Origin of the sequence: Neorhizobium galegae bv. orientalis str. HAMBI 540, from assembly GCF_000731315.1 — a bacterium.
Taxonomy (GTDB): Bacteria; Pseudomonadota; Alphaproteobacteria; order Rhizobiales; family Rhizobiaceae; genus Neorhizobium; species Neorhizobium galegae.
Window position 1 is genome coordinate 1,730,366 of sequence record NZ_HG938353.1, and the last position, 22,843, is coordinate 1,753,208.

Below are 22,843 nucleotides of genomic sequence, written 5' to 3' on the forward strand. Positions count from 1 at the left end.
GCGGCGAGCATATCCATGGGACACGGCAGCGCAGCATAGAAAAAGCAATGCTTTATGCCGGGCGGTGGCCCCAAGCTGGTTGCAATACGCGGTGATTGGCCGCATACCTCGCCGGATAAGGGAAAGGCGGGACTGACGCGTGATCAGACGAATCTTCAATTACAAAAAAGTTCCGTATGCCGAAATCCGCGCCTTCTCGGTTCATCTGTTGACGGCGTCCGGCTCATTCCTTGCTTTCCTCGGCGTCGTTGCGGCAGCGGAGCATCGTTTTGTCGACATGTTCTGGTGGCTCGGCCTTGCGCTTCTCGTCGATGGCATCGACGGACCGATCGCCCGCAAGGTTCGGGTCAAGGAAGTCCTGCCCAACTGGTCTGGCGATACGCTCGACAACATCATCGACTACGTGACCTACGTGCTGCTTCCGGCGTTTGCGCTTTATCAGAGCGGCATGATCGGCGAACCCTGGTCCTTCGTTGCCGCAGGCGCGATCGTCGTCTCGAGCGCGGTTTATTATGCCGACATGGGCATGAAGACGGACGAGTACTTTTTCTCCGGTTTTCCAGTCGTCTGGAACATGGTGGTCTTCACGCTGTTCGTCGTCGACGCGAGCGCAACAGCGGCTCTGGTCCTCGTCTCGGTCTCGGTCATTCTCACCTTCCTGCCGATCAACTTCCTGCACCCCGTGCGCGTCAAACGGCTCCGTCCGCTCAATCTGGCCGTCTGCCTCATCTGGTGCGCCCTCGGCGGCTATTCGCTGCTCCTGCATTTCGAGACGCCCGCCTGGGTCGTTTACGGTGTCGTCCTGAGCGGTATCTATCTCTATTGCATCGGCGGCGTGCTGCAGCTTTTCCCCAGTCTCGGAAAATAGTTGGACCTTCCTGCAACCCCCTTTCTTTAGTGTTGTGCGAAGCAACAAATACGGTATCAATATCAGTCGAACGTCCGGAGTGATCGCCGGATGTCGGGAAAATCAATACGCTGCGTCGCCCTGAAAAACCTCGAAGAAGGTAGGCCCGCGGTGAACGAGGGGGTTCAGTGACGTTATCCGAGGGTCCGACGACCGTTCCGCTTCTGTCGGTTCGAGGTTTGACCAAGCTTTTCGGCAGCTTCGCAGCCTGCAACGCGATCGATCTGGATATCGCGCCCGGCGAAATCCACGCATTGCTGGGTGAAAACGGCGCGGGCAAGTCGACGCTGGTAAAAATGCTGTTCGGCGTGCTGCAGCCGAGCGCCGGCCAGATCCTCTGGCAGGGCGCGCCGGTGACGATCGCCTCGCCGGGCGAGGCCCGTCAACTCGGCATCGGCATGGTCTTCCAGCATTTCTCGCTGTTCGAGGCATTGACGGTGGCGGAAAACATCGCGCTGTCGCTCGACCCGAAGATTTCGCTTGCCAGGATCTCGGACGAGGCGGCGTCGCTTTCCAAGGCATACGGCCTGCCGCTCGATCCCAAGGCGCATGTGGCGGACCTTTCCGTCGGCGAGCGCCAGCGCATCGAGATCGTCCGGGCTCTGCTTCAAAACCCCAGACTGATCATCCTCGACGAGCCCACATCGGTCTTGACGCCGCAGGAAGCGGACCGGCTGTTCGAGACGCTGTTCAAGCTGAAGGCCGAGGGTCGGTCAGTGCTTTATATCAGCCACAGGCTGGAGGAAGTGCGCCGCATCTGCGACCGCGCCACGGTTCTGCGCCACGGGAAGGTGACCGGCGCCTGCGATCCGAAACAGGAAACGCCGGCCTCGCTCGCCCGCATGATGGTCGGCTCCGACGTCGCCGAAGTCCATCGAGACAACGCAGCAGCACTCGGCGATATCCGCATCGAAGTCAGCAATCTGTCGGTGCCGGCGCGCACGCCTTTTGCGGTCTCGCTAAAGAACGTCGCCATGAAGGTCCGCGCCGGCGAAGTGCTGGCGATCGCCGGCGTTGCCGGCAATGGCCAGGGCGAACTCTTCGATGCGCTCTCCGGTGAATATCCGGTCGCCGCGGATGAGGCGATCCGCATTCGGGGCAAGGCGGTCGGCCGCACCGGCATCAACGGCCGGAGACTGCTTGGTGCCGGTTTCGTGCCGGAGGAGCGGCACGGCCACGCCGCCGTCTCCGCCATGGTGCTTTCGGACAATCTCCTGCTTGCCCGCAGCCAGTCGGACAAAAAGGCCTTTCTGTCCGGCGGTGCCTTTTCCGTCATCCGCTTCGATGCGATCCGCTCTGCCACCCGCCGCATCTGCGAGGCGATGGATGTCCGCAAGAGCGGCGAAGATCCGCAGGCGGGCTCGCTTTCCGGCGGCAATCTTCAGAAATTCATCGTCGGGCGCGAGCTTGACCGCCAGCCATCGGTGCTCGTCGTCAACCAGCCGACCTGGGGTGTCGATGCCGGTGCGGCAAGCCGCATCCGCCAGGCGCTGATCGATCTCGCCAAGTCGGGCTCGGCGGTGGTGGTGATCAGCCAGGATCTCGATGAGATCTTTGAGGTGGCGACGAATATCGCGGTGATCTCGGAAGGCCGTCTTTCCGAGCCCCATCCGGCCGGCACGCTGACGTTGGAACGTATCGGTCTGCTGATGGGCGGTATCCACGAAAGCCATTCCAATCCGGAGGCGGCGCATGCGCATTGAGCTCCAGAAGCGCGCCCGCGTCTCGCCGCTGTTCTCGATCCTCTCGCCGCTGCTCGCCCTGGTGCTGACGCTGCTTTTCGGGGCCATTATGTTCTGGCTGCTCGGGAAGAACCCGCTGAGCGCGCTCTACATATATTTCGTCGAGCCGTTGCTGGAGATCTGGTCTCTCCACGAGCTGGCTGTGAAGGCAGCGCCGCTGATCCTCATCGCCGTCGGGCTCGCTGTCTGTTACCGGTCCAACAACTGGAATATCGGTGCCGAAGGGCAGTTCACCATAGGCGCGATTACCGGATCGATCCTGCCAGTCATGTATCCGGCCTGGCACTCGCCGATGATCCTGCCGCTGATGCTGATCCTCGGCATGATCGGCGGCGCGCTTTATGCGGGCATCCCAGCGCTTTTGAAGACAAGGTTCAACACTAACGAAATCCTGACCAGCCTGATGCTGGTCTATATCGCCCAGCTTTATCTCGACTGGCTGGTGCGCGGACCATGGCGTGATCCGCAGGGCAACAATTTCCCGATCACGAAGACTTTCCAGATCGAGGCCGTCGTGCCGGAGATTCTCTCCTCGTCCGGCCGCGCCCACTGGGCCTTCGTCTTCGCCATCGTCGCCGCCGTGGCGTTGTGGTTCATGATGCGCTTCATGCTGAAGGGCTTCGAGGTGTCGGTGCTCGGCCAGTCGGAGCGGGCAGGGCGGTTCGCGGGCTTCTCCGCCCGCCGGATGGTGTGGTTCTCGATGCTGCTGTCGGGCGCGCTCGCGGGCCTTGCAGGCATTTCGGAGGTCTCCGGCTCGATCGGCCACCTGCAGCCGGTTATCTCGCCGGGCTACGGCTTCACGGCAATCATCGTCGCCTTCCTGGGGCGGCTCAACCCTCTCGGGATCATTGCTTCCGGGCTCGTGCTGGCGCTCACCTATCTCGGCGGCGAAGCGGCGCAGCTGTCGATCGGCATTTCGGACAAGGTCAGCCGCGTCTTTCAAGGGTTGCTGCTCTTCTTCGTGCTCTCCTGCGATACGCTGATCCACTACAGGATCCGGCTGATCTTTGCGGGCGCGAAAACGGCGGAGGTAAAGGGCTGATGTTCGAGGCGATCCTTCTTACCGTCATCACCGCATCGACCCCGCTGGTTCTGGCAGCTCTCGGCGAACTGGTGACCGAGCGCTCCGGCGTGCTGAACCTCGGTGTCGAGGGCATGATGATCATGGGCGCCGCCTGCGCCTTCGTCGCCGCGCAGCTGACCGGTTCCCCCTATGTCGGCCTCCTCGCCGGCATCTTGGGCGGAGGGGTGTTCTCGCTGCTCTTCGGATTACTGACGCTGACGCTGGTGGCCAATCAGGTCGCGACCGGGCTTGCGCTCACCATCCTGGGGCTCGGGCTTTCCGGCCAGATTGGCGAGGCTTTCGTCGGCCAGCCCGGCATCAAGCTGCAGCCGATCGTCTTCCCGCTTCTCTCCGACATCCCGTTCTTCGGCCGCGTCCTGTTCGCGCAAGACCTCACCTTCTATCTCTCGGTCGTGCTCGTGATCGGCATCAACTGGTTCCTGTTCAGGAGCCGGACCGGTCTGAAGCTGCGGGCGATCGGCGACAACCATGCCTCCGCCCATGCGCTCGGCATCAACGTCATCCGCACCCGTTATCTGGCCGTCATGTTCGGCGGTGCCTGCGCCGGGCTGGCAGGCGCGCAGCTTTCGCTCGTCTACACGCCGCAATGGGTGGAAAACATGTCCGCCGGCCGCGGCTGGATTGCGCTTGCACTCGTCGTTTTCGCCTCCTGGCGGCCGTGGCGGGTTCTGGCCGGTGGTTACCTGTTCGGCGCAGTCGGCATCGGCCAGTTGCATGCCCAGATCCTGGCCCAGAATCTCGGCATCGTCATCCCGTCTCAGTTTCTGTCCGCACTTCCTTATGCGGCGACTATTGTCGTGCTGATCATCATTTCGCATAATCGTCGCACGACGCTCATCAATACGCCGGCTTCGCTCGGGAAACCCTTTGTCCCCGACCGGTGACCACGGAACCAAAAACAAAACGTCTTCAAGCCAATAGAGGTCAGGAAATGAAGAAACTGATTATCGCCCTTGCCGCATCGGCCGCCCTGATGGGCGGTTTTTCGACAGGCGCCCAAGCCCAGGAGAAGAAGAAGGTCTGCTTCATCTATGTCGGTTCGAAGACGGATGGTGGCTGGACCCAGGCGCATGAACTCGGTCGCCAGCAGCTCGACAAGGCACTCGGCACCAAGGTTGAAACGCCCTTCCTCGAAAACGTTCCGGAAGGCCCGGATGCAGAACGCGCCATCGAGCGCATGGCTCGCTCGGGTTGCTCGCTGGTCTTCACCACCTCCTTCGGTTTCATGGACGCCACCGTCAAGGTCGCCGCGAAATTCCCGGATGTGAAGTTCGAGCATGCGACCGGCTTCAAGGCCGCTCCGAATCTCGCCACCTACAATTCGCGCTTCTATGAAGGCCGATACATTCAGGGCCAGATCGCCGCGAAGATGTCGAAGAAGGGCGTTGCCGGTTACATCGCCTCCTTCCCGATCCCGGAAGTGGTAATGGGCATCAACGCCTTCGAACTCGGCGCGAAGTCGATCAACCCGAACTTCAAGCTGAAGGTCGTCTGGGCCAATACCTGGTTCGACCCGGGCAAGGAAGCCGATGCCGCCAAGGCGCTGATCGACCAGGGCGTCGATATCCTGACCCAGCACACCGACACGACCGCTCCGATGCAGGTCGCCTCCGAGCGCGGCATCCTCGCCTTCGGCCAGGCCTCCGACATGATCGCGGCCGGCCCCAAGACGCAGCTGACCGCCATCGTCGACACTTGGGGTGCGTATTACATCAAGCGCACCAAGGCGCTGCTCGACGGGACCTGGAAGTCGGAGCAAATCTGGGACGGCCTGAAGGACGGCATCCTGACCATGGCGCCCTATACCAACATGCCGGACGACGTGAAGGCGATGGCGGAGGAGACTGAAGCCAAGATCAAGTCGGGCGAACTGCATCCGTTCACCGGCCCGATCAACAAGCAGGACGGCAGCGCATGGCTGAAGGCCGGCGAAAAGTCGGATGACGGCACCCTTCTCGGCATGAACTTCTACGTCGAAGGCGTGGACGACAAACTGCCGAAGTGAACCAGGACTTGTCCGTAGAAAGGGCGCCTTCGGGCGCCCTTTTTGTTTCTGGCGCACATAAGGCTTTTATCGCACGTCAATCATCTTGCTGGTATTAAGCGGCAAATCGCCTGAGAAGGAGAATCCCCATGAGCCGTTCCTGCCTTGCCGTCATCATCGCCGCCGGCGATAGCACACGCATGAAATCGTCGATGTCGAAGGTGCTGCATCCGATTGCCGGCCGTCCGATGATCGCGCATGTGATGGCGGCGGTGGCATCGACCGGCGTGACTGAGGCGGCTCTGGTCGTTGGCCGCGACGCAGACGGAGTGGCCAAGGCCGGCGCGGTCGAAGGCGTTTCCGTCGAGGCTTTTCTCCAGGCGGAGCGCCGCGGCACCGGCCATGCGGTCCTGACGGCTAAACAAGCGATTGTTCGCGGTTACGATGACATCCTGGTCGCCTACGGCGACGTGCCGCTGATCACCTCCGCGCCCTTCGCCGAGGCGCGGGAAAAGCTTGCCGCCGGCGCGGATGTCGTGGTGATCGGTTTCCATACGGACAAGCCGACCGGTTACGGCCGCCTGCTGATCGAAAACGGCGAGCTGATCGCCATCCGCGAAGAGAAGGATGCGACGGAAGAAGAGCGCAAGGTCACCTGGTGTAATAGCGGCCTGATGGCGATCAACGGGCGCAAGGCGCTTGCGCTGCTCGAGAGCATCACCAATCAAAACGTCAAGGGCGAATATTATCTGACGGACATCGTCGAGATCGCCCGCGCGGCAGGCGGCAAGGTCGTGGCGGTCGATGCGCCGGAAACGGAAGTCGCCGGCTGCAACAACCGCGCCGAACTGGCCATGCTCGAAAGGCTCTGGCAGGAACGCCGCCGCCACGAACTGATGATCTCGGGCGTCAGCATGATCGCGCCGGAAACCGTGTTCCTTTCATATGATACGCAGATCGGTCAAGACGTGCTGATCGAGCCCAACGTCGTGTTTGGTCCGGGCGTTCGGATCGACAGCGGAGCCGTGATCCACGCCTTTTCGCATATCGAAGGCGCCCATGTGAGCGGCGGCGCCACCGTCGGGCCTTTCGCGCGGCTTCGCCCCGGTGCCGATCTTGCAGCCGGCTCCAAGGTCGGCAATTTCTGCGAGGTCAAGAATGCCAGGATCGATGAAGGCGCCAAGGTCAACCACCTGACCTATATCGGCGATGCCTTTGTCGGCGCCCATGCCAATATCGGCGCCGGCACGATCACCTGCAACTACGACGGCGTCAACAAACACGAGACCCGCATCGGCGCCAACGCCTTTATCGGTTCGAACTCGTCGCTCGTCGCACCCGTCTCGATCGGCGACGGCGCCTATGTCGCTTCGGGAAGTGTCATCACCGAAAATGTCCCGGCCGATGCGCTCGCCCTCGGCCGTGCCCGCCAGGAGATGAAGCCGGGCCGCGCAAAAATCCTCCGCGAGCGGGCACTCGCCCTCAAGGCCGCCAGGAAGATGCAAAAGTAGCCCGGCCATTAACATTTGCGCGTTACTTTCCGACATCGAAAGTGACCGGCGGGCCGATTGCGCAAAACCTGCAATCGGCTAGGAGTTCGCGCGGGTTCCACGAAGCGAAGAGGGTCGTTCATGTGCGGAATTGTCGGGATCGTCGGAAATTCGCCGGTGGCGGCGCGTCTGGTCGATGCGCTGCGAAGGCTCGAATACCGCGGTTATGATTCCGCCGGCGTAGCGACCGTCCACGAGGGCCGGATGGATCGCCGCCGCGCCGAGGGAAAACTCTTCAATCTTGAAAAGAAGCTCGACGCCGAGCCGCTGCCCGGGACGATCGGCATCGCCCATACCCGCTGGGCGACCCACGGTGTCCCGAATGAGACCAACGCCCATCCGCATTTCGTTGATGGCGTCGCCGTTGTCCATAACGGCATCATCGAGAACTTTTCCGAGCTGAAGGATGAACTGCTGGCCGAAGGCGCCGTCTTCGAAAGCCAGACGGATACGGAAGTCGTCGCACATCTGCTCGCAAAATACACCCGCCAGGGCCTCGACCACCGCGCCGCCATGCTGGCGACGCTGAACCGGGTTTCCGGCGCCTATGCGCTGGTGGTGATGTTCGAGGACGACCCGGGCACGATCATGGCCGCCCGTTTCGGACCGCCGCTCGCGATCGGCCACGGCCGCGGCGAGATGTTCTTGGGCTCCGATGCCATCGCGCTGTCTCCGTTTACCAACGAGATCACCTATCTGGTCGACGGCGACTGCGCCGTCATGACCCATAAGGGCGCCGAGATCATCGATTACGACGGCAAGCCGGTGAAGCGGCAGAGCCAGATTTCCCAGGCGTCGGCCTTCATGGTCGACAAAGGCAATCACCGCCATTTCATGGAGAAGGAGATCTACGAACAGCCGGAGATCATCTCCCATGCGCTCAGCCATTATATCGATTTCGCGACCCATACGGTGAAGGCGAACGATACGGCGATCGATTTCGGCAAGGTTTCCGGCCTGGCGATCGCCGCCTGCGGCACGGCCTATCTGTCCGGCCTGATCGGCAAATACTGGTTCGAGCGTTATGCGCGCCTGCCGGTCGAAATCGACGTCGCCTCCGAATTCCGCTACCGCGAACTGCCGCTGTCGCCGTCCCAGGCGGCGCTGTTCATTTCCCAATCGGGCGAAACAGCCGATACGCTTGCCTCGTTGCGTTACTGCAAGGACAACGGCCTCAAGATAGGCGCGGTCGTCAACGTCAAGGAATCGACCATCGCCCGCGAATCGGACGCGATCTTCCCGATCCTCGCCGGCCCGGAGATCGGCGTCGCCTCCACCAAGGCCTTTACCTGCCAGCTTGCGGTTCTTGCTGCGCTCGCTATCGGCGCCGGCCGCGCCCGCGGCACGGTCACGGCGGGCGATGAGAAGGCGATGGTCAAGCACCTCGCTGAAATGCCGCGGATCATGAGCCGGGTGCTGAACGACATTCAGCCGCAGATCGAGGCTCTGTCGCGCGAACTGTCGCGCTTCAAGGATGTGCTTTATCTCGGCCGCGGCACCAGTTTTCCGCTCGCCATGGAAGGCGCGCTGAAGCTCAAGGAGATTTCCTACATCCACGCCGAAGGGTATGCCGCCGGCGAGCTGAAACATGGGCCGATCGCGCTGATCGACGAACATATGCCGGTGATCGTCATCGCACCGCATGACCGATTCTTCGAAAAGACCGTTTCCAACATGCAGGAAGTCGCGGCGCGCGGCGGCAAGATCATCTTCATCACCGACGAGAAGGGTGCGGCGGCTTCCAAGCTGCCGACCATGGCGACGATAGCATTGCCGAATGTCGACGAGATCATCGCTCCGATGATTTTCTCGCTGCCGATCCAGCTGCTTGCCTACCATACGGCTGTCTTCATGGGCACCGATGTCGATCAGCCGCGCAACCTGGCAAAATCCGTCACGGTGGAGTGATATCCACCGGCTTTTCCTTGCATCGCAACATCGCATCCGGCATTGTCGCAACAGATGATTGCGGCGATGCTCAGGGTATGCAGGAAAATCGGATGAGCGACAGTCCAGAGCGAATATCGCTGGCCGGCCGTCTCAGGAACAACTTCCTAACCGGCCTGATCATCTGCGCGCCGCTTGCCATCACCATCTGGCTCACCTTCACCTTTATCGACTGGGCCGATAGCTGGGTCACGCCCTACATTCCGCGGCGCTACGATCCGCAATATTATTTCAACATCACCATTCCTGGCACCGGTCTGCTGATCGCCGTGGTGCTCATCACCATTATCGGCTTTCTCGGCAAGAACCTGATCGGCCGCTCGATCGTCAAGTTCGGCGAATCGATCCTGCACCGGATGCCGCTGATCCGCAGCATTTATAAGAGCATCAAACAGATCTTTGAGACGGTGCTGAAGGAACAGTCGACCTCCTTCAAGAAATGCGGGCTGATCGAGTTTCCGAGTCCCGGCATGTGGGCGCTGGTCTTCATCTCCGGCGATGCGCAGGGAGAGATCGCGGCAAAGCTCAATGCGGACGGAGAGGAAATGGTCGGTGTCTTCCTGCCGCCGACCCCGGTGCCGACCGCCGGTTTCCTGATGTTCGTGCCGAAAAGCAAGATCGTCATGCTCGACATGACGCCGGAAGAGGGTGCCAAGCTGCTGATATCGGGTGGCCTCATCGCGCCGGACTACAAGCCCATCCCCGGCCTGCCAACCGCCGTCCTGCCGGCGCCATAAGCGCCCGTGCGGGGCGTCACGTCATTGTCACCGCAGCCGCCTAAGAAGAAGCAGGGAGCGCGCGTCGCAGCAATTATTCGACGCGTAACGGCGGGAAGCCGCTGGCCCTCCGAGGCTCAACAAGGAACCATTCCATGGGTTATGCGCGTAAGGCTGCACTGCTTGCGGCCACAATGATTGCTTCGTCTTTGATTTCGAACTCGGTCCTGCTGGCCGAGACGAGTGCAACGGGCGCCGGCATCACCGTCGTCAACAAGGGCCTCGTCGCCGTCGGCCGCATTCCGGCCGGCCAACGTGACAAGTTCGGTGAGACTTTCGGGTCCGGTTCCGGCATGGCGATCGACCCGACCGACTGGAAGAGGGATGCCGAGGGTTATGCCGGTTCCCTCTGGTTGCTGCCGGATCGCGGCTACAATGTCGACGGCACGACCGATTACAATTCGCGCATCAACAAAATCGAGATCCGGCTGGCGCCGGCCGCCGCCGGCCAGGCCCTGTCCTCCGACAAGCAGCAGGCTGGCGTTCAGGCAAAGCTCGCGGAGACCATGCTGCTGACCGACGATGCCGGCAAGAACATGACCGGTCTCGATCCGGAATCGGGCGTTCGCGCCGCTGCGGCCAAAATGCCGGCCATGCCGCAGGCCTCGACCGGCAAGGTCTCTCTCGATTCCGAGGCCGTCATCCGCCTGGCGGACGGTTCGCTTTTGATCAGCGACGAATACGGCCCCTATATCTATCACTTTTCCATTGATGGTAAGCTGATCTCCGCTACCCAGCCGCCGAAGGCCCTGCTGCCGATGCGCAAGGGCCGGTTGGACTTCTCTTCCAACAATCCCGGCCCTGGCGGCAAGGTACCGGATCCGAAGGATCCGGAAAGTGGTCGCCAGAACAACCAGGGCCTCGAAGGCATGGCGATGACCCCGGACGGCAAATTTGTGATCGCCTTGCTGCAGTCCGCACCCATTCAGGATGGTGGCGACTCCAGTTCGACGCGCATGAACACCCGCGCCCTGGTCTATGACGCTTCCGACATCGACAACCTCAAGCTGGTGCATGAATATCTCGTGCCGCTGCCGACCTTTGATAACAAGGGCAAGGTTGCCGTTGCCGCCGCGAGCGAAATCCTGGCGCTGTCCGACAAGGCTTTCCTGGTTCTGGCGCGCGACAGCAATAGCGGCCAGGGCGTGAAGGGCGACACGTCGGTCTACCGCAAGATCAACCTGGTCGATCTCACCAGTGCCACCGATATTGCCGGCACCGATTTCGACGGTCTCAAGCCGGTCGCTTCGAAGGGCAAGGTCGACGAGACCGTGAAACCTGCGGTCCTGACGTCGTTCATCGACATCAACGACTCCCAGGAACTCGCTCGCTTCGGCCTGCATAACGGCGCGCCGAACGACAGGAACAATCTTTCGGAAAAATGGGAAGCCATGTCGATCGCAAGCGCGCTCGATGCTTCGGCTCCGGATGACTTCTTCCTGTTCGTCGCCAACGACAACGACTTCCTGACCCAGGACGGTTTCCAGGTCGGCGGCGCCTATAAGGCGGCCGGCGGCGCGGATGTCGACACCATGTTCCAGGTTTTTCGCGTGACGCTTCCAGGCGTTGCCAAGAAGTAACGTCGATCCGGATTGGGGGCTTCCCTATTCGACAAGCACAGCCTTCTCCCCGATCGTTCGGGGGGAAGGACGAAGATCCGGTAGACGATGCTTTTGACCGCTGCGAGCCCCGCCGAAAACCGTGTCCTCACCCGGCTCTCAGGAACCGGATCGCCTCGTCGCGGCGGTGCAGATAAAGCAGCACGCGCATGTTCTGGCCGCGTTCGCTGGTGAGTTCGGGATCCCGCTCCAACAGATAGGCCGCATCCTTACGGGCGATTTCCAGCAGGTCCGCATGCGCTTCCAGGCTGGCGATCCGGAAACCCGGCGTACCGGACTGGCGGGTGCCGAGCAGCTCTCCTTCGCCGCGCAGCTTCAGATCCTCCTCGGCGATCAGAAAACCGTCCTCGCTGTCGCGAAGGATCGAAAGCCGCGCCCGGCCGGTTTCGCTGAGCGGCCCCTTGTAAAGCAGGATACAGGTCGAAGCCTCGTCGCCGCGCCCGACACGGCCGCGCAGCTGGTGCAACTGGGCAAGGCCGAACCGCTCTGCATGTTCGATGACCATGATCGTCGCATCCGGCACATCAACGCCGACTTCGACGACGGTGGTCGCGACCAGCAGCCGGATTTCGCCGGTCTTGAAGGCGTTCATCACCGCGTCCTTCTCAGGCCCGCTCATCCGCCCATGGATCAACCCGACATCACGGCCAAGTTCCCTGGCGAGAACCGCATACCGCTCCTCCGCTGACATCAGGTCGGAGGCATCCGATTCCTCGACGAGCGGGCAGATCCAATAGGCTTTTTTTCCTTCGCCGATAGCGCCGCGCAGCCGGGCGACGATGTCGCCGATCCGCTCGGTGGGAATGGTGACGGTCTGGATCGGCTTGCGGCCGGCCGGTTTTTCGGTGAGCTTCGAGACGTCCATATCCCCAAACGCGGCGAGCACCAGTGTGCGGGGAATGGGCGTCGCGGTCATCACCAGCATATGCGGGGAAATGCCCTTGGCGGTGAGCCGCAGTCGCTGATGCACACCGAACCGGTGCTGCTCGTCCACCACGGCGAGCATCAAATTGTGATAATTGATCGCATCCTGGAAGAGCGCGTGGGTGCCGACGATGATCTGCGCTTCGCCCGAGGCGATCCGCTCGATGATCTGGTCGCGCTCGCGCCCCTTGGTGCGGCTGGTCAGCACCTCGACCGCTACACCTGCAGCACCGGCGAGCTTCGAAATTGTCGAAAAATGCTGGCGGGCGAGAATTTCGGTCGGCGCCATCAGCACCGCCTGGCCGCCGGCCTCGACGGCCGCGGACATGGCAAGCAGCGCCACCAGCGTCTTGCCCGCGCCGACATCGCCCTGCAGCAGCCGCAGCATGCGGTCTTCACCGGCCATGTCCTGGATGATGTCCTCGACCGCCGCTCTCTGGCTCGGGGTCAGCGAGAAGGGAAGGCCGGCGATGATCCTTGCGGCGAGATCGCCCTTCACTCGGATCGGCTGGCCCGGGACCTTGCGCACCCTCTGGCGTACCAGCGACAGCGACACCTGGCCGGCCAGGAACTCGTCATAAGCAAGCCGGCGGCGGGCAGGGGCCTGCGGATCGATATCCGCTGCGTCGCGCGGATCGTGCAGCCCGCGAAAGGCTTCCGCGACCGAGGGAAAGCCCTGGCGCAAGGCCAGTTCGGCATCGGCCCATTCCGGCAGGTCCGGCAGCCGAGCTACGGCACCGTCCACGGCCTTGCGCAGAACCTTGGGCGTTAGGCCGGCCGTCATCGGGTATACCGGTTCCACCAGCGCCAGGGTTTCCGCTTCGGAGGATTTGACGATGAAATCCGGGTGCACCATCGAGGGCCGGCCGTTGAACCAGTCCACCTTGCCGCTCACCATGACCATCTCGTCGATCGGCAGCGACTTTTCCAGCCAATTGCCTTTGGCCCGGAAGAAGGTGAGCGCCAGCTCGCCCGTATCGTCGTGCAGGAAGACGCGATAGGGCATGTTGGACTTGCCGGGCGGCGGCGGCTGATGCCGGTCGACCCGGCCTTCGATCGTGACGATCGCTCCTTGCGGCGAAAGCGCGATGCCCGGCCGGTTGCGCCGGTCGATCAGCGAGGAGGGAGCATGGAAGAGCAGATCCACGACGCGGCAGTCGTCCGGATCGTCACGGCCGGTGACGCGGGCGATCAGTTCGGCAAGCTTCGGCCCGACACCGGCAAGCGAGGCGACGGGCGAGAACAGCGGATCGAGTATGGCGGGACGCATGGCGCGCAAAATGCGATGGATTTTGCCCATTTGGCAAGGTGACGAGGGCGGAAAAGCGTCCTATATGAACGGCAAAACAAGGACACGGCCATGACAGGACTATCCCGCACCAGCGCGGATCTCGACCCGCGCCGCCGGCGCATCCTCTATCGCTGTTGGCATCGCGGCATCCGCGAGATGGACTTGGTTCTGGGCAGCTTCGCGGAAGCCGAGATCGCCAATCTTGGGGATGCGGAACTCGACGAGTTCGAGGCGATCATGGGCGAGGACGACCACGACCTGCATGCCTGGATCACCGGGGCTCAAGTCCTGCCCGAGCATAGGAAGACGCCGCTTTTCGCGCGCGTCGCTGCCTATAACCCGGATTTCGATCCCGTCACCAAAGCCTCCCTGGAAGCAAGGCTCGGAAACAAGATATGAATTCTGGCCCAATGATTCCCGGATTCGACGCGAAGAAGATTGCCGCGGCGCAGACCCCGCTGACCATAGGCAACGTGCCGCCGGGCATGGAGCCGCTGATCCTTGCCGAGCTCGCTCGCGCCGGCCAGGCGGTCGCCTATGTCCTGTCGGACGGCCAGCGCATGTTCGATCTGGAACAGATGCTGTCCTTCGTGGCGCCGGAAATCCCGGTCCTGACACTGCCCGCCTGGGACTGTCTTCCCTATGACCGCGTCTCGCCGAGCGCCGACGTCTCGGCCCGCCGGCTGGCGGCCCTGTCCGGCCTGATCTCTCATGCCAGGAAGCCGCATGCAGCGATCGTGCTCGTCACCGTCAATGCAATGCTGCAGAAAATCGCTCCCGCCGAGATCATCGAAAGCCTCGCGTTCTCAGCCAAACCGGGCAATCAGATCCGCATGGACGATATCGCCGCGCGGTTGGAGCGCAACGGCTTCGAGCGCGTCGCGACGGTCCGCGAAGTCGGCGAATTTGCCGTGCGCGGCGGCATTCTCGATGTCTTCGTGCCAGGCACCGAAGAGCCGGTCCGCCTCGATTTCTTCGGCGATACCCTGGAATCGATCCGTTCCTTCGATCCGGCCAGCCAGCGCACGACCGGCCAGGCGCGCGCCCTCGACCTGAACCCGATGAGCGAGGTGACGCTGACGCCGGACACGATCAGCCGTTTCCGGAAAAATTACCTGTCGCTCTTCGGCGCCGCGACCCGCGACGATTCGCTCTATCAGGCGGTCTCTGAAGGCCGGCGTTACCCCGGCATGGAACACTGGCTGCCGCTGTTCTACGACGGTCTCGAAACCGCCTTCGATTACCTCAAGGGTTTCCGGATCGTCACGGACCACACTGCCCGCGAAGCGGCCGGCGAGCGTTCGAAACTGGTGCTCGACTATTACGAGGCACGGCGCGACAGCGGCACTCAGGGCAAGGGTGCTGCCGCTCAAGCCGCGCCCTACAAGCCGGTTTCACCGGGGCAACTCTACCTCGAAAGCAAGGCCTTTGCCGCAGCGCTCGACGCCGTCAACGCAGTACGCCTGACGCCGTTCAACGAGATGGATGCAGACGGTCGCCGAGTGGTGACTTTGGGTGCCCATACCGGTCCGCGCTGGGCGAAAAACCAGACAGAGGAGAAAGATCGCGACGAACGCGTCAACGTCTTCGACCTCGTCGTCAAACATATCGCCGACAAGCGGGCCGAGGGCGCCAAGGTTCTTGTCACCGGCTGGTCCGCCGGCTCGCTCGACCGGCTGCTGCAAGTGCTCGACGAGCGCGGGCTGAAGCGCGTCCGCCAGATTGAAAAGCTCGCCGATCTCGACAAGCTCGAGAAAGGCGAGGCGGCTTCTGCGGTCCTCAGCCTCGAAGCCGGTTTCGAGACAGGCAATATCGTCGTCATCGGCGAGCAGGACATTCTTGGCGACCGCATGGTCCGCCGCGGCAAGCGCCGCAAGCGCGGCGCCAATTTCCTGACCGAAGTCGCCGGCCTCGACGAAGGTTCTCTGGTCGTCCATGCCGAGCATGGCATCGGTAAATTTGTTGGCCTGGTGACAATCGAGGCCGCAGGCGCCCCGCGCGCCTGCCTGGAACTGCATTATGCCGACCAGGCAAAACTCTTCCTGCCGGTCGAAAACATCGACCTTTTGTCGCGCTACGGTTCGGATGCGGCGGAAGCCCAACTCGACAGGCTCGGTGGTGGCGCCTGGCAGGCCCGCAAGGCCAAGCTCAAGAAGCGGCTGCTTGATATGGCCGACGCGCTGATCCGCATCGCCGCCACCCGCATCACCCGCCGCGCGCCGGTTCTGACCACGCCGGAAGGGCTCTACGACGAATTCGCCGCCCGTTTCCCCTATGACGAGACCGAGGACCAGGCGACAGCCATCGATTCCGTGCGTGACGATCTTGGCGCCGGCCGTCCGATGGACCGCCTCGTCTGCGGCGACGTCGGTTTCGGCAAGACGGAAGTCGCGTTGCGTGCCGCTTTCTTCGCCGCCATGAACGGCGCGCAGGTCGCGGTCGTCGTGCCGACCACGCTTCTCTCCCGCCAGCATTTCAAGACGTTTCGCGAGCGTTTCCGCGGTCTGCCGATCAAGGTCGAGCAGGCGTCGCGGCTGGTGCCCGCCAAGGAACTGGCCCAGACCAAGAAGGACCTCGCCGATGGCAAGGTCGATATTGTTGTCGGCACCCATGCGCTGCTTGGCGCTGGCATCCAGTTCGCCAATCTCGGCCTGCTGATCATCGACGAGGAGCAGCATTTCGGCGTCAAGCACAAGGAGCGGCTGAAGGACCTGAAGAGCGACGTCCATGTCCTGACGCTCTCGGCAACGCCGATCCCGCGCACGCTTCAACTTGCCATGACCGGCGTTCGCGAATTGTCGCTGATCACCACGCCGCCGGTCGACCGCATGGCGGTCCGCACGTTCATCTCACCCTTCGATCCGCTGGTCATCCGCGAGACGCTCATGCGCGAACATTATCGCGGCGGCCAGAGCTTTTATGTCTGTCCGCGCCTGGCAGATCTCGCTGAAATCCAGGCCTTCCTCCAGTCGGATGTACCGGAATTGAAGGTCGGGGTTGCGCATGGCCAGATGGCGGCCAGCGAGCTCGAAGACATCATGAATGCCTTCTACGACGGCAAATACGACGTGCTGCTCTCGACCACGATCGTCGAATCCGGCCTCGACGTGCCGACCGCCAATACGCTGATCGTCCATCGCGCCGACATGTTCGGCCTGGCGCAGCTCTACCAGCTTCGCGGCCGCGTCGGCCGTTCCAAGGTGCGCGCCTTCGCGCTGTTCACGCTGCCGGTCAACAAGACGCTGACGCAGATGGCCGAACGCCGTCTCAAGGTGCTGCAGTCGCTCGACACACTCGGTGCCGGTTTCCAGCTCGCCAGCCACGACCTCGACATCCGCGGCGCCGGCAATCTGCTCGGCGAAGAACAGTCCGGCCATATCAAGGAGGTCGGTTTCGAGCTCTACCAGCAGATGCTGGAGGAAGCGGTCGCAGAAGTGAAGGGCGACGACGAGATCACCGATACCGGCTGGTCGCCGCAGATTTCGGTCGGCATCACCGTGATGATCCCGGAAACCTACGTGCCGGACCTGCATCTGCGCATGGGCCTTTACCGCCGTCTCGGCGAAGTCACGGAACTGTCGGAGATCGACGGTTTCGGTGCGGAAATGGTCGATCGTTTCGGCCCGATGCCGACCGAGGTACAGAACCTCTTGAAGGTCGTCTACATCAAGTCGCTGTGCCGCAAGGCGAATGTCGAGAAGCTCGATGCCGGCCCGAAGGGCATCGTCGTCACCTTCCGCGACAGGCAGTTCCCGAACCCGGCCAATCTCGTCGGTTATATCGCCAAGCAGGGGACGCTCGCAAAGATCCGGCCGGACCACAGCGTGTTCCTCACCCGCGACCTACCATCGCCCGAAAAGCGACTGACGGCTGCCGCCCAGGTGATGACCCAGTTCGCCGAACTGGCAAAGACATGATTATGTATCGGTTTTATTGTCGGGCACGGTGACCACGGCGGCTTGCGGATCGGTCGCGACGGAGGCGGGTAGGGGCACGTGGCGTGCCCGCTCGCGGGCGAGCGTCAGGAGGCCGGAACCGATGATCAGCACGATGCCGACCAGCATCGGCAGGTCGACCTTGTCGCCGAAGATCAGATAACCGAACAGGATGGCCCAGAGCATCTGGCTGTATTGGGTTGGCCCGATCACGGCGGCGGGCGCGTGATTGGCGGCATACATCAGCCAGACGGTGGCGAGCGCCGCAAGTAGGCCGTAGCCCGCCAGCATCGCCCATTGCGGTAGTGTGGGCCAGCGGAAATCCGGGATCATCAGGATGCCGAGGATGACGAGAACGCCAAGCACGCCGGCGCCGTAAAGCGAGATGTGCTTCTCCGACGGTCCGACGGCGCGATAGACGATGATCGAGATCGCCCCGGAAAACCCGGCAAACACCGCCCCAACATGCCCGATCGAAAGCTCGCGGAAGCCTGGACGCAATATGACCAGAACGCCGATGAAGCCGATAATCACCGCACTCCAGCGCCGTATGCCGACAGTTTCCTTGAGGAACAGCACCGACATGATCGTCACGAAGGATGGCAGCAGGAAGATCAGCGCGAAGGCTTCCGCCATCGACAGATAGGTGAAGGCTGCTACGCTGCCGATCGTCCCCATGGCCGCGGAAAAGAAACGCAGGACCCATAGCGGCCGGTTGGTGCTTCTCACGACGTCAAGCCAACTGTCACCCGGCTTCATCAGATAGGGAAACCCGGCCAGCATGAAGACGGCGCCGAAAAAGCCCATCTCATAGGGCGTCAGCGCGCCATCTATCATCTTGACGCTGGCATCGCTCCAGGAATAGGCGGCAAACGAAGCGAAGGCGAGAAGAACGCCTTTCAGGGTCTGGTCGGTACGCACGAATTTTGTCCGTTCTCAGATCATGCCCTTGCGGGCTTCCGCCTTCAGCTTGGCGATTTCGCGCAGCGCATTGGCAAGGACATCCGGCGTCTGCGCGCCGCTGACCGCATATTGGCCGTCGATGATGAAGAATGGCACGCCGGTCACGCCCATCTTCTGGGCGGCCTCGATTTCCCCGATAACCGTGTCCTTGTCGGCATCGCTTGCCAGGAGGTTTTCGATGACTTTCCGGTCGAGGCCCGATTTTTCGGCGATGTCGGCGAGCACGGCATGGTCGCCGACATTGCGGCCCTCCTCGAAATTCGCCTTGAACAGGGCCGTCGCGACCTTGTCCTGAATTTGGCGGTCTTCGACGATTGCCCAATGCAGCAGGCGATGCGCATCGAGCGTGTTGGGGCCGATCTTGATCGCTTCGAAATCATACTTGATCCCGACCTCTTCGCCGAGCTTCTGCAGCATGTCGTGGGCGCGTTCAACGGCTTGCCTGCCGCCGAGTTTGGCGGCCAGATCCGCCTGGTGGTCGACGCCCTCGGGCGGATGGTCCGGGTTGAGCCGATAAGGGCGCCAGTTGATGTCGACCCCGATCTCGTCCTGCACTTCGGCGACCGCCAGTTCCATCCTAGCCTTGCCGAGGTAACACCAGGGGCAGACGATGTCCGAAACGATGTCGATTGTTACGCGCTCCATGGCGGCGTCCTTTCTTGTTTCCGAGGAGGATTGTTATTGAGCTCGCCGATCCCACCAGGTCGACCGCTGGTAACCGAAGATCGGCGTGACTTGCGGTCGATCGATATACTTCCAGCGAGCGACCCATTGGGATCCGACGTGGTAGAGCGGTATTATATAGTGACCCGCCACGAGAAGCCTATCGTATGCCCGCACCGCCCTTTGAAAATCGTCCAGGGAACGGGCTTTCAGAAATGCGTCCATCATCCGGTCGATATCCGGATCGGCTACACCTGCGTAATTGAAGCTCCCTTGAGCATCGCGCGAAGCCGAGCCCCAGCGATTGATCTGTTCCGTTCCCGGCGAAAGCGTAGACGGAAATGAGCGGATGACCATGTCGTAATCGAACGTATTCACGCGAGATTGGTATTGCGCGTCGTCCACGGAGCGAATCGACATCGCGACACCGATCAATGCCAGGGAACGCTGATAGGCCAGCGCGATGCGTTCCTGAGCCGCATTTTGGGTCATGATCTCGAAGGAGAGCTGGCGACCAGCTTTATCGACCATACGACCGGCCTTGATCGAGTAGCCGTCCTCGGACAAGAGATCCACGGCGCGTTTGAGGATCGCCCTGTCCGCGCCCGAGCCATTGTTCACAGGCATACGGTAAGTGCCGGCAAGAAGCTCGGGCGAAAGCCTGCCAATGGCGTCGCCCAACAGTGCCCGTTCCTTTTCGTCAGCCGCATTTCCGAAGGCGCCGAGCGTTGAGTTCTGCCAGAAGCTCTGGGTCCTTTTAAAAGCACCGCCCAGGATGTTGCGGTTCATCCATTCGAAATCCATGACGTAGGACAGCCCTTCGCGCACGCGCTCGTCGGAAAAGAGCGGACGCCGGGTATTGAAGAGCAGGCCGAACATCCCGGAGGGCAGGCGAGGTTCGAAGACCTCCTTGACGATATCGCCGCGATTGGCTGCCGGAAAATCGTAGGCCTGCCCCCAATGCGACGCATCGGGATTGCCGTTGATCGCGTCACCTTCCGGGTACATATCGATATCGCCTTTCTTGAAGGCTTCGAACATCGTCGACGTCTGCAGGAAGTACAGCACGCTGATCTCGTTGTAATTGTCGAAACCGATCTTGGCGGGAACATCCTTGCCCCAGTAATTCGGATCGCGCTCCCACGTAATCCTTTCTCCGGGTTGAATGGATTTGATCTTGTAGGGGCCTGAACCGATGACCTGTCGGATGCCGGAGCGATCGAAAGTCTCGGCATCTATCGCGTGCTTCGGCAGGATGGGGGTTGAAGAGGCGATGATCAGGGGCGTTTCGCGGTTGGCCTTGTCGTTGAAGGTGAAGCGTATGCTGCGCTCGCCCACCTTTTCCAACTTCGCTACAGCGTCGAGCCGGCTGTTGAACGGCGGGCGGCCTTTTTGCTTCAGCAGTTCGAAGGTAAAGACGACATCTTCCGGCGTGACAGGCGTACCGTCTGACCACTTAGCTTTCGGGTTGAGATTGAACTGGATGAAAGTCCGGTCGTCATCCCACTCGGCGCTTTCCGCAAGCAGACCGTAGAGCGTGAAAGACTCGTCGCTTGAGCGCGTCATCAGCGGTTCGTAAAGCAGATTTCCGAGTTCCGGATCCCACACGCCACGCGCGGTCGTTCGCATGCCTTTCAATATGAACGGGTTGAGGCTGTCGAACGTGCCGACGACGCCATAGGTTATCTTGCCGCCCTTCTTCACAGCCGGGTTTACATAGGGGAAATGCTTGTAATCGGGGCCGAGCGCCGGGCTGCCGTGCATGGCGATCCCATGGACCGGTTCGGCCAATGCCGGAGCGCCGATCAGAAACGCGGCAATGAGGGGGAGAAAGCGTCGCATGGCACCCATGGTGGTGAAATCCTCGCTGATTCGCCTGCAAAATAGCGCATGCCATCAAGCCCACCAACCACCGCTATGTGCAAAAGAGTGATCGTCGGCATTAACTCCTTGTCAAAAAATACGAAAGAGGGACTGGATATCGATGCCTGCCCGATGTAACAGGTTGGCCAGACGGGCGGGTCATTCAATTGCCTCATTTGACCGACAGGTCACAGGCAGTAGGACACCCCGAGGGAGTTGACGGCGTCTGCCGTACCCAGCTGATTTCAGGAGACGGATCTCGTTATGATGCTTAAGGCAACCCAAGTTCTGCGGACGGCAATGTCTGCTCTCGCTCTTTCGGCCGGCGCAATCGCGCTGCCGGTTGCAGCTCTTGCACAGGATGCTCCGGCTGCGGGGGCTCCTGGCGCACCGCCGCTCGGCTGGTTCAAGACCTGCACAAAGCAGGATGACAGCGATCTCTGCGTCGTGCAGAACATCATTGCCGCTCAGAACGGTCAGCTCATCACCGCCGTCGGCCTGATCACGGTCGAAGGCAAGGTCAACCGCAAGATCATGCAGGTTTCGGTACCGACCGCACGCCTCGTGCCGCCCGGCATCGTCATGCAGATCGATGGTGGCAAGGGCCAGAAGCTCGATTATATCGTCTGCCTTCCGGATAAGTGCACCGCCGAAGTGCCGCTGACGGACGCGATGATCGCCAGCCTCAAGAAGGGCAGCGAGGTGGTCTTCACCTCGATCAATTTCCGCCGCGCTCCGAACCCGATCAAGGTTCCGCTGACCGGCTTTACCGGCATCTTTGATGGCCCGGCCATGCCGCAGGAACAGATCGCCCAGAGCCAGCGCAGCCTCGAAGAAGGCATGCAGCGCAAGGCGGAAGAAACCCGCAAGAAGCTGGAAGACGCCCAAAACGCTGCAAAGCAGGGCCAGTAAGCTTTCGGCGAGAGCCAGACAATTTCAAAGCCCGGCCATGTGCCGGGCTTTCTGATTCTGGGCATAAAAAAGCGCCGGCTGAATGCCGACGCCGTTCCAGTTCGGGGAATGGGGTTTAGTGGGCCAGTATGATCTTGGGCTTCAACTGACCGGATGGGCCGCGATCGAAGATCTGGTAGACCTGCGGATTGCGCAGCGGAGCATCGTTTTCGTCATGCTCCAGATTTTGCTCTGAAACATAGGCGACATATTCCGTCTCATCATTCTCCGCGAGGAGATGATAGAAGGGCTGGTCCTTGTTCGGCCGGATTTCTGCGGGAATGGAATTCCACCATTCGTCCGTATTGGCGAATTCCGGATCCACATCGAACACGACGCCGCGAAACGGAAAAACCTTGTGGCGAACCACTTCTCCGATGGTGAATTTAGCGTTGCGTTGTTTCATGGTGCGATGTCCTTTCGCATCCTAATGTGGGAATAAAATTCTCCCACATCAAGAGATTAATGCAGACCGGGCCGCTTCGTTCCACGGGATAGACATAAGGCTTAGTAAGCCCTTGCGGCAGTTTCGTTCGCCAGAACTATGCCGCCCGGAACGAGAACGATGCCGAGTGCGCGATACGTTTCGAAAACCTCGCCGAGGAATATCGCTGCCATGGAACGACAAACGGCGGGCTTGCTAC

Annotated in this window: 17 protein-coding genes; 12 read left to right on the forward strand and 5 right to left on the reverse strand. The window is 61.6% G+C overall.

The features are described 5' to 3' along the window. Positions 1-139 precede the first annotated feature (139 nt). From pcsA to RG540_RS08860, 9 genes are all read left to right on the forward strand, one after another. Positions 140-868: a phosphatidylcholine synthase gene (gene pcsA, locus RG540_RS08820; RefSeq protein WP_046601006.1), complete on the forward strand. Its 729-nt coding sequence runs from the start codon at positions 140-142 to the stop codon at positions 866-868. A 167-nt stretch (positions 869-1,035) separates the two neighbouring features. Next, positions 1,036-2,610: an ABC transporter ATP-binding protein gene (locus tag RG540_RS08825; RefSeq protein ID WP_038586812.1), complete on the forward strand. Its 1,575-nt coding sequence runs from the start codon at positions 1,036-1,038 to the stop codon at positions 2,608-2,610. Next, complete coding sequence (locus RG540_RS08830) at positions 2,600-3,691, forward strand: ABC transporter permease (RefSeq protein WP_038586814.1); 1,092 nt, start codon at positions 2,600-2,602, stop codon at positions 3,689-3,691. Before RG540_RS08825 ends, RG540_RS08830 begins: the two co-directional genes overlap by 11 nt. After that, entirely contained in the window at positions 3,691-4,617 is a 927-nt protein-coding gene (locus RG540_RS08835) for an ABC transporter permease (protein WP_038586817.1), read from the forward strand. The genes RG540_RS08830 and RG540_RS08835 overlap by 1 nt, the downstream gene beginning before the upstream one ends. A gap of 47 nt (positions 4,618-4,664) precedes the next feature. Continuing rightward, positions 4,665-5,738 (forward strand): BMP family ABC transporter substrate-binding protein, encoded by a 1,074-nt coding sequence (locus RG540_RS08840; protein WP_038586820.1) that lies wholly within the window; start codon positions 4,665-4,667, stop codon positions 5,736-5,738. 128 nt (positions 5,739-5,866) lie between these two features. Next, positions 5,867-7,228 carry a bifunctional UDP-N-acetylglucosamine diphosphorylase/glucosamine-1-phosphate N-acetyltransferase GlmU gene (gene glmU, locus RG540_RS08845; protein WP_038586823.1) on the forward strand — a complete coding sequence of 454 codons (1,362 nt, stop codon included), beginning with the start codon at positions 5,867-5,869 and terminating at the stop codon, positions 7,226-7,228. A 120-nt stretch (positions 7,229-7,348) separates the two neighbouring features. Further along, on the forward strand, positions 7,349-9,175 hold the full coding sequence (gene glmS, locus RG540_RS08850; RefSeq protein ID WP_038586826.1) for a glutamine--fructose-6-phosphate transaminase (isomerizing): 1,827 nt from the start codon (positions 7,349-7,351) through the stop codon (positions 9,173-9,175). 92 nt (positions 9,176-9,267) lie between these two features. Beyond that, on the forward strand, positions 9,268-9,951 hold the full coding sequence (locus RG540_RS08855) for a DUF502 domain-containing protein (RefSeq protein WP_038586829.1): 684 nt from the start codon (positions 9,268-9,270) through the stop codon (positions 9,949-9,951). 134 nt (positions 9,952-10,085) lie between these two features. Then, positions 10,086-11,570, forward strand: a complete 1,485-nt coding sequence (locus RG540_RS08860) for an esterase-like activity of phytase family protein (RefSeq protein ID WP_038586832.1) — start codon at positions 10,086-10,088, stop codon at positions 11,568-11,570. 127 nt (positions 11,571-11,697) lie between these two features. Here the strand turns inward: RG540_RS08860 and recG are convergent, their stop codons facing one another. Then, entirely contained in the window at positions 11,698-13,803 is a 2,106-nt protein-coding gene (gene recG, locus RG540_RS08865) for an ATP-dependent DNA helicase RecG (RefSeq protein ID WP_038593365.1), read from the reverse strand. Between the two features lie 90 nt (positions 13,804-13,893). Here recG and RG540_RS08870 point away from each other — a divergent pair, with 90 nt between their 5' ends. Both RG540_RS08870 and mfd read left to right on the forward strand, forming a co-directional pair. Continuing rightward, entirely contained in the window at positions 13,894-14,223 is a 330-nt protein-coding gene (locus RG540_RS08870; protein ID WP_038542977.1) for an FAD assembly factor SdhE, read from the forward strand. Between the two features lie 11 nt (positions 14,224-14,234). After that, positions 14,235-17,741, forward strand: coding sequence for a transcription-repair coupling factor (gene mfd / locus RG540_RS08875; protein ID WP_038593368.1), 3,507 nt, complete (start codon positions 14,235-14,237; stop codon positions 17,739-17,741). Here the strand turns inward: mfd and RG540_RS08880 are convergent, their stop codons facing one another. Genes RG540_RS08880 through RG540_RS08890 form a run of 3 tightly spaced genes read right to left on the reverse strand, consistent with a single transcriptional unit; the run spans position 17,742 to position 21,227 of the window. Continuing rightward, the gene (locus RG540_RS08880) at positions 17,742-18,680 is read right to left on the reverse strand and encodes a DMT family transporter (protein ID WP_038586835.1); all 939 of its coding nucleotides are present in this window, start codon (positions 18,678-18,680) and stop codon (positions 17,742-17,744) included. A 15-nt stretch (positions 18,681-18,695) separates the two neighbouring features. Beyond that, on the reverse strand, positions 18,696-19,367 hold the full coding sequence (locus tag RG540_RS08885; protein WP_038586837.1) for a DsbA family oxidoreductase: 672 nt from the start codon (positions 19,365-19,367) through the stop codon (positions 18,696-18,698). A 33-nt stretch (positions 19,368-19,400) separates the two neighbouring features. Continuing rightward, positions 19,401-21,227 carry an extracellular solute-binding protein gene (locus RG540_RS08890; protein ID WP_038593372.1) on the reverse strand — a complete coding sequence of 609 codons (1,827 nt, stop codon included), beginning with the start codon at positions 21,225-21,227 and terminating at the stop codon, positions 19,401-19,403. Positions 21,228-21,512: 285 nt separating this feature from the next. Between RG540_RS08890 and RG540_RS08895 the strand changes: the two genes are divergently transcribed. Continuing rightward, the gene (locus RG540_RS08895; protein ID WP_038542985.1) at positions 21,513-22,160 is read left to right on the forward strand and encodes an invasion associated locus B family protein; all 648 of its coding nucleotides are present in this window, start codon (positions 21,513-21,515) and stop codon (positions 22,158-22,160) included. A gap of 115 nt (positions 22,161-22,275) precedes the next feature. On the opposite strand, the gene hspQ is transcribed toward RG540_RS08895, so the two are convergent. Continuing rightward, entirely contained in the window at positions 22,276-22,605 is a 330-nt protein-coding gene (gene hspQ / locus RG540_RS08900) for a heat shock protein HspQ (protein WP_038586840.1), read from the reverse strand. Between the last annotated feature and the right edge of the window lie 238 nt (positions 22,606-22,843).

What these genes read in the sequence shown, in the direction of transcription:
- RG540_RS08830 (WP_038586814.1), top strand. Translation starts at nt 2,600, where the DNA reads ATGCGCATTGAGCTCCAGAAGCGCGCCCGCGTCTCGCCGCTGTTCTCG.
- RG540_RS08835 (WP_038586817.1), top strand. Translation starts at nt 3,691, where the DNA reads ATGTTCGAGGCGATCCTTCTTACCGTCATCACCGCATCGACCCCGCTG.
- RG540_RS08840 (WP_038586820.1), top strand. Translation starts at nt 4,665, where the DNA reads ATGAAGAAACTGATTATCGCCCTTGCCGCATCGGCCGCCCTGATGGGC.
- glmU (WP_038586823.1), top strand. Translation starts at nt 5,867, where the DNA reads ATGAGCCGTTCCTGCCTTGCCGTCATCATCGCCGCCGGCGATAGCACA.
- glmS (WP_038586826.1), top strand. Translation starts at nt 7,349, where the DNA reads ATGTGCGGAATTGTCGGGATCGTCGGAAATTCGCCGGTGGCGGCGCGT.
- RG540_RS08855 (WP_038586829.1), top strand. Translation starts at nt 9,268, where the DNA reads ATGAGCGACAGTCCAGAGCGAATATCGCTGGCCGGCCGTCTCAGGAAC.
- RG540_RS08860 (WP_038586832.1), top strand. Translation starts at nt 10,086, where the DNA reads ATGGGTTATGCGCGTAAGGCTGCACTGCTTGCGGCCACAATGATTGCT.
- recG (WP_038593365.1), bottom strand. Translation starts at nt 13,803, where the DNA reads ATGCGTCCCGCCATACTCGATCCGCTGTTCTCGCCCGTCGCCTCGCTT.
- RG540_RS08870 (WP_038542977.1), top strand. Translation starts at nt 13,894, where the DNA reads ATGACAGGACTATCCCGCACCAGCGCGGATCTCGACCCGCGCCGCCGG.
- mfd (WP_038593368.1), top strand. Translation starts at nt 14,235, where the DNA reads ATGATTCCCGGATTCGACGCGAAGAAGATTGCCGCGGCGCAGACCCCG.
- RG540_RS08885 (WP_038586837.1), bottom strand. Translation starts at nt 19,367, where the DNA reads ATGGAGCGCGTAACAATCGACATCGTTTCGGACATCGTCTGCCCCTGG.
- RG540_RS08890 (WP_038593372.1), bottom strand. Translation starts at nt 21,227, where the DNA reads ATGCGACGCTTTCTCCCCCTCATTGCCGCGTTTCTGATCGGCGCTCCG.
- RG540_RS08895 (WP_038542985.1), top strand. Translation starts at nt 21,513, where the DNA reads ATGATGCTTAAGGCAACCCAAGTTCTGCGGACGGCAATGTCTGCTCTC.
- hspQ (WP_038586840.1), bottom strand. Translation starts at nt 22,605, where the DNA reads ATGAAACAACGCAACGCTAAATTCACCATCGGAGAAGTGGTTCGCCAC.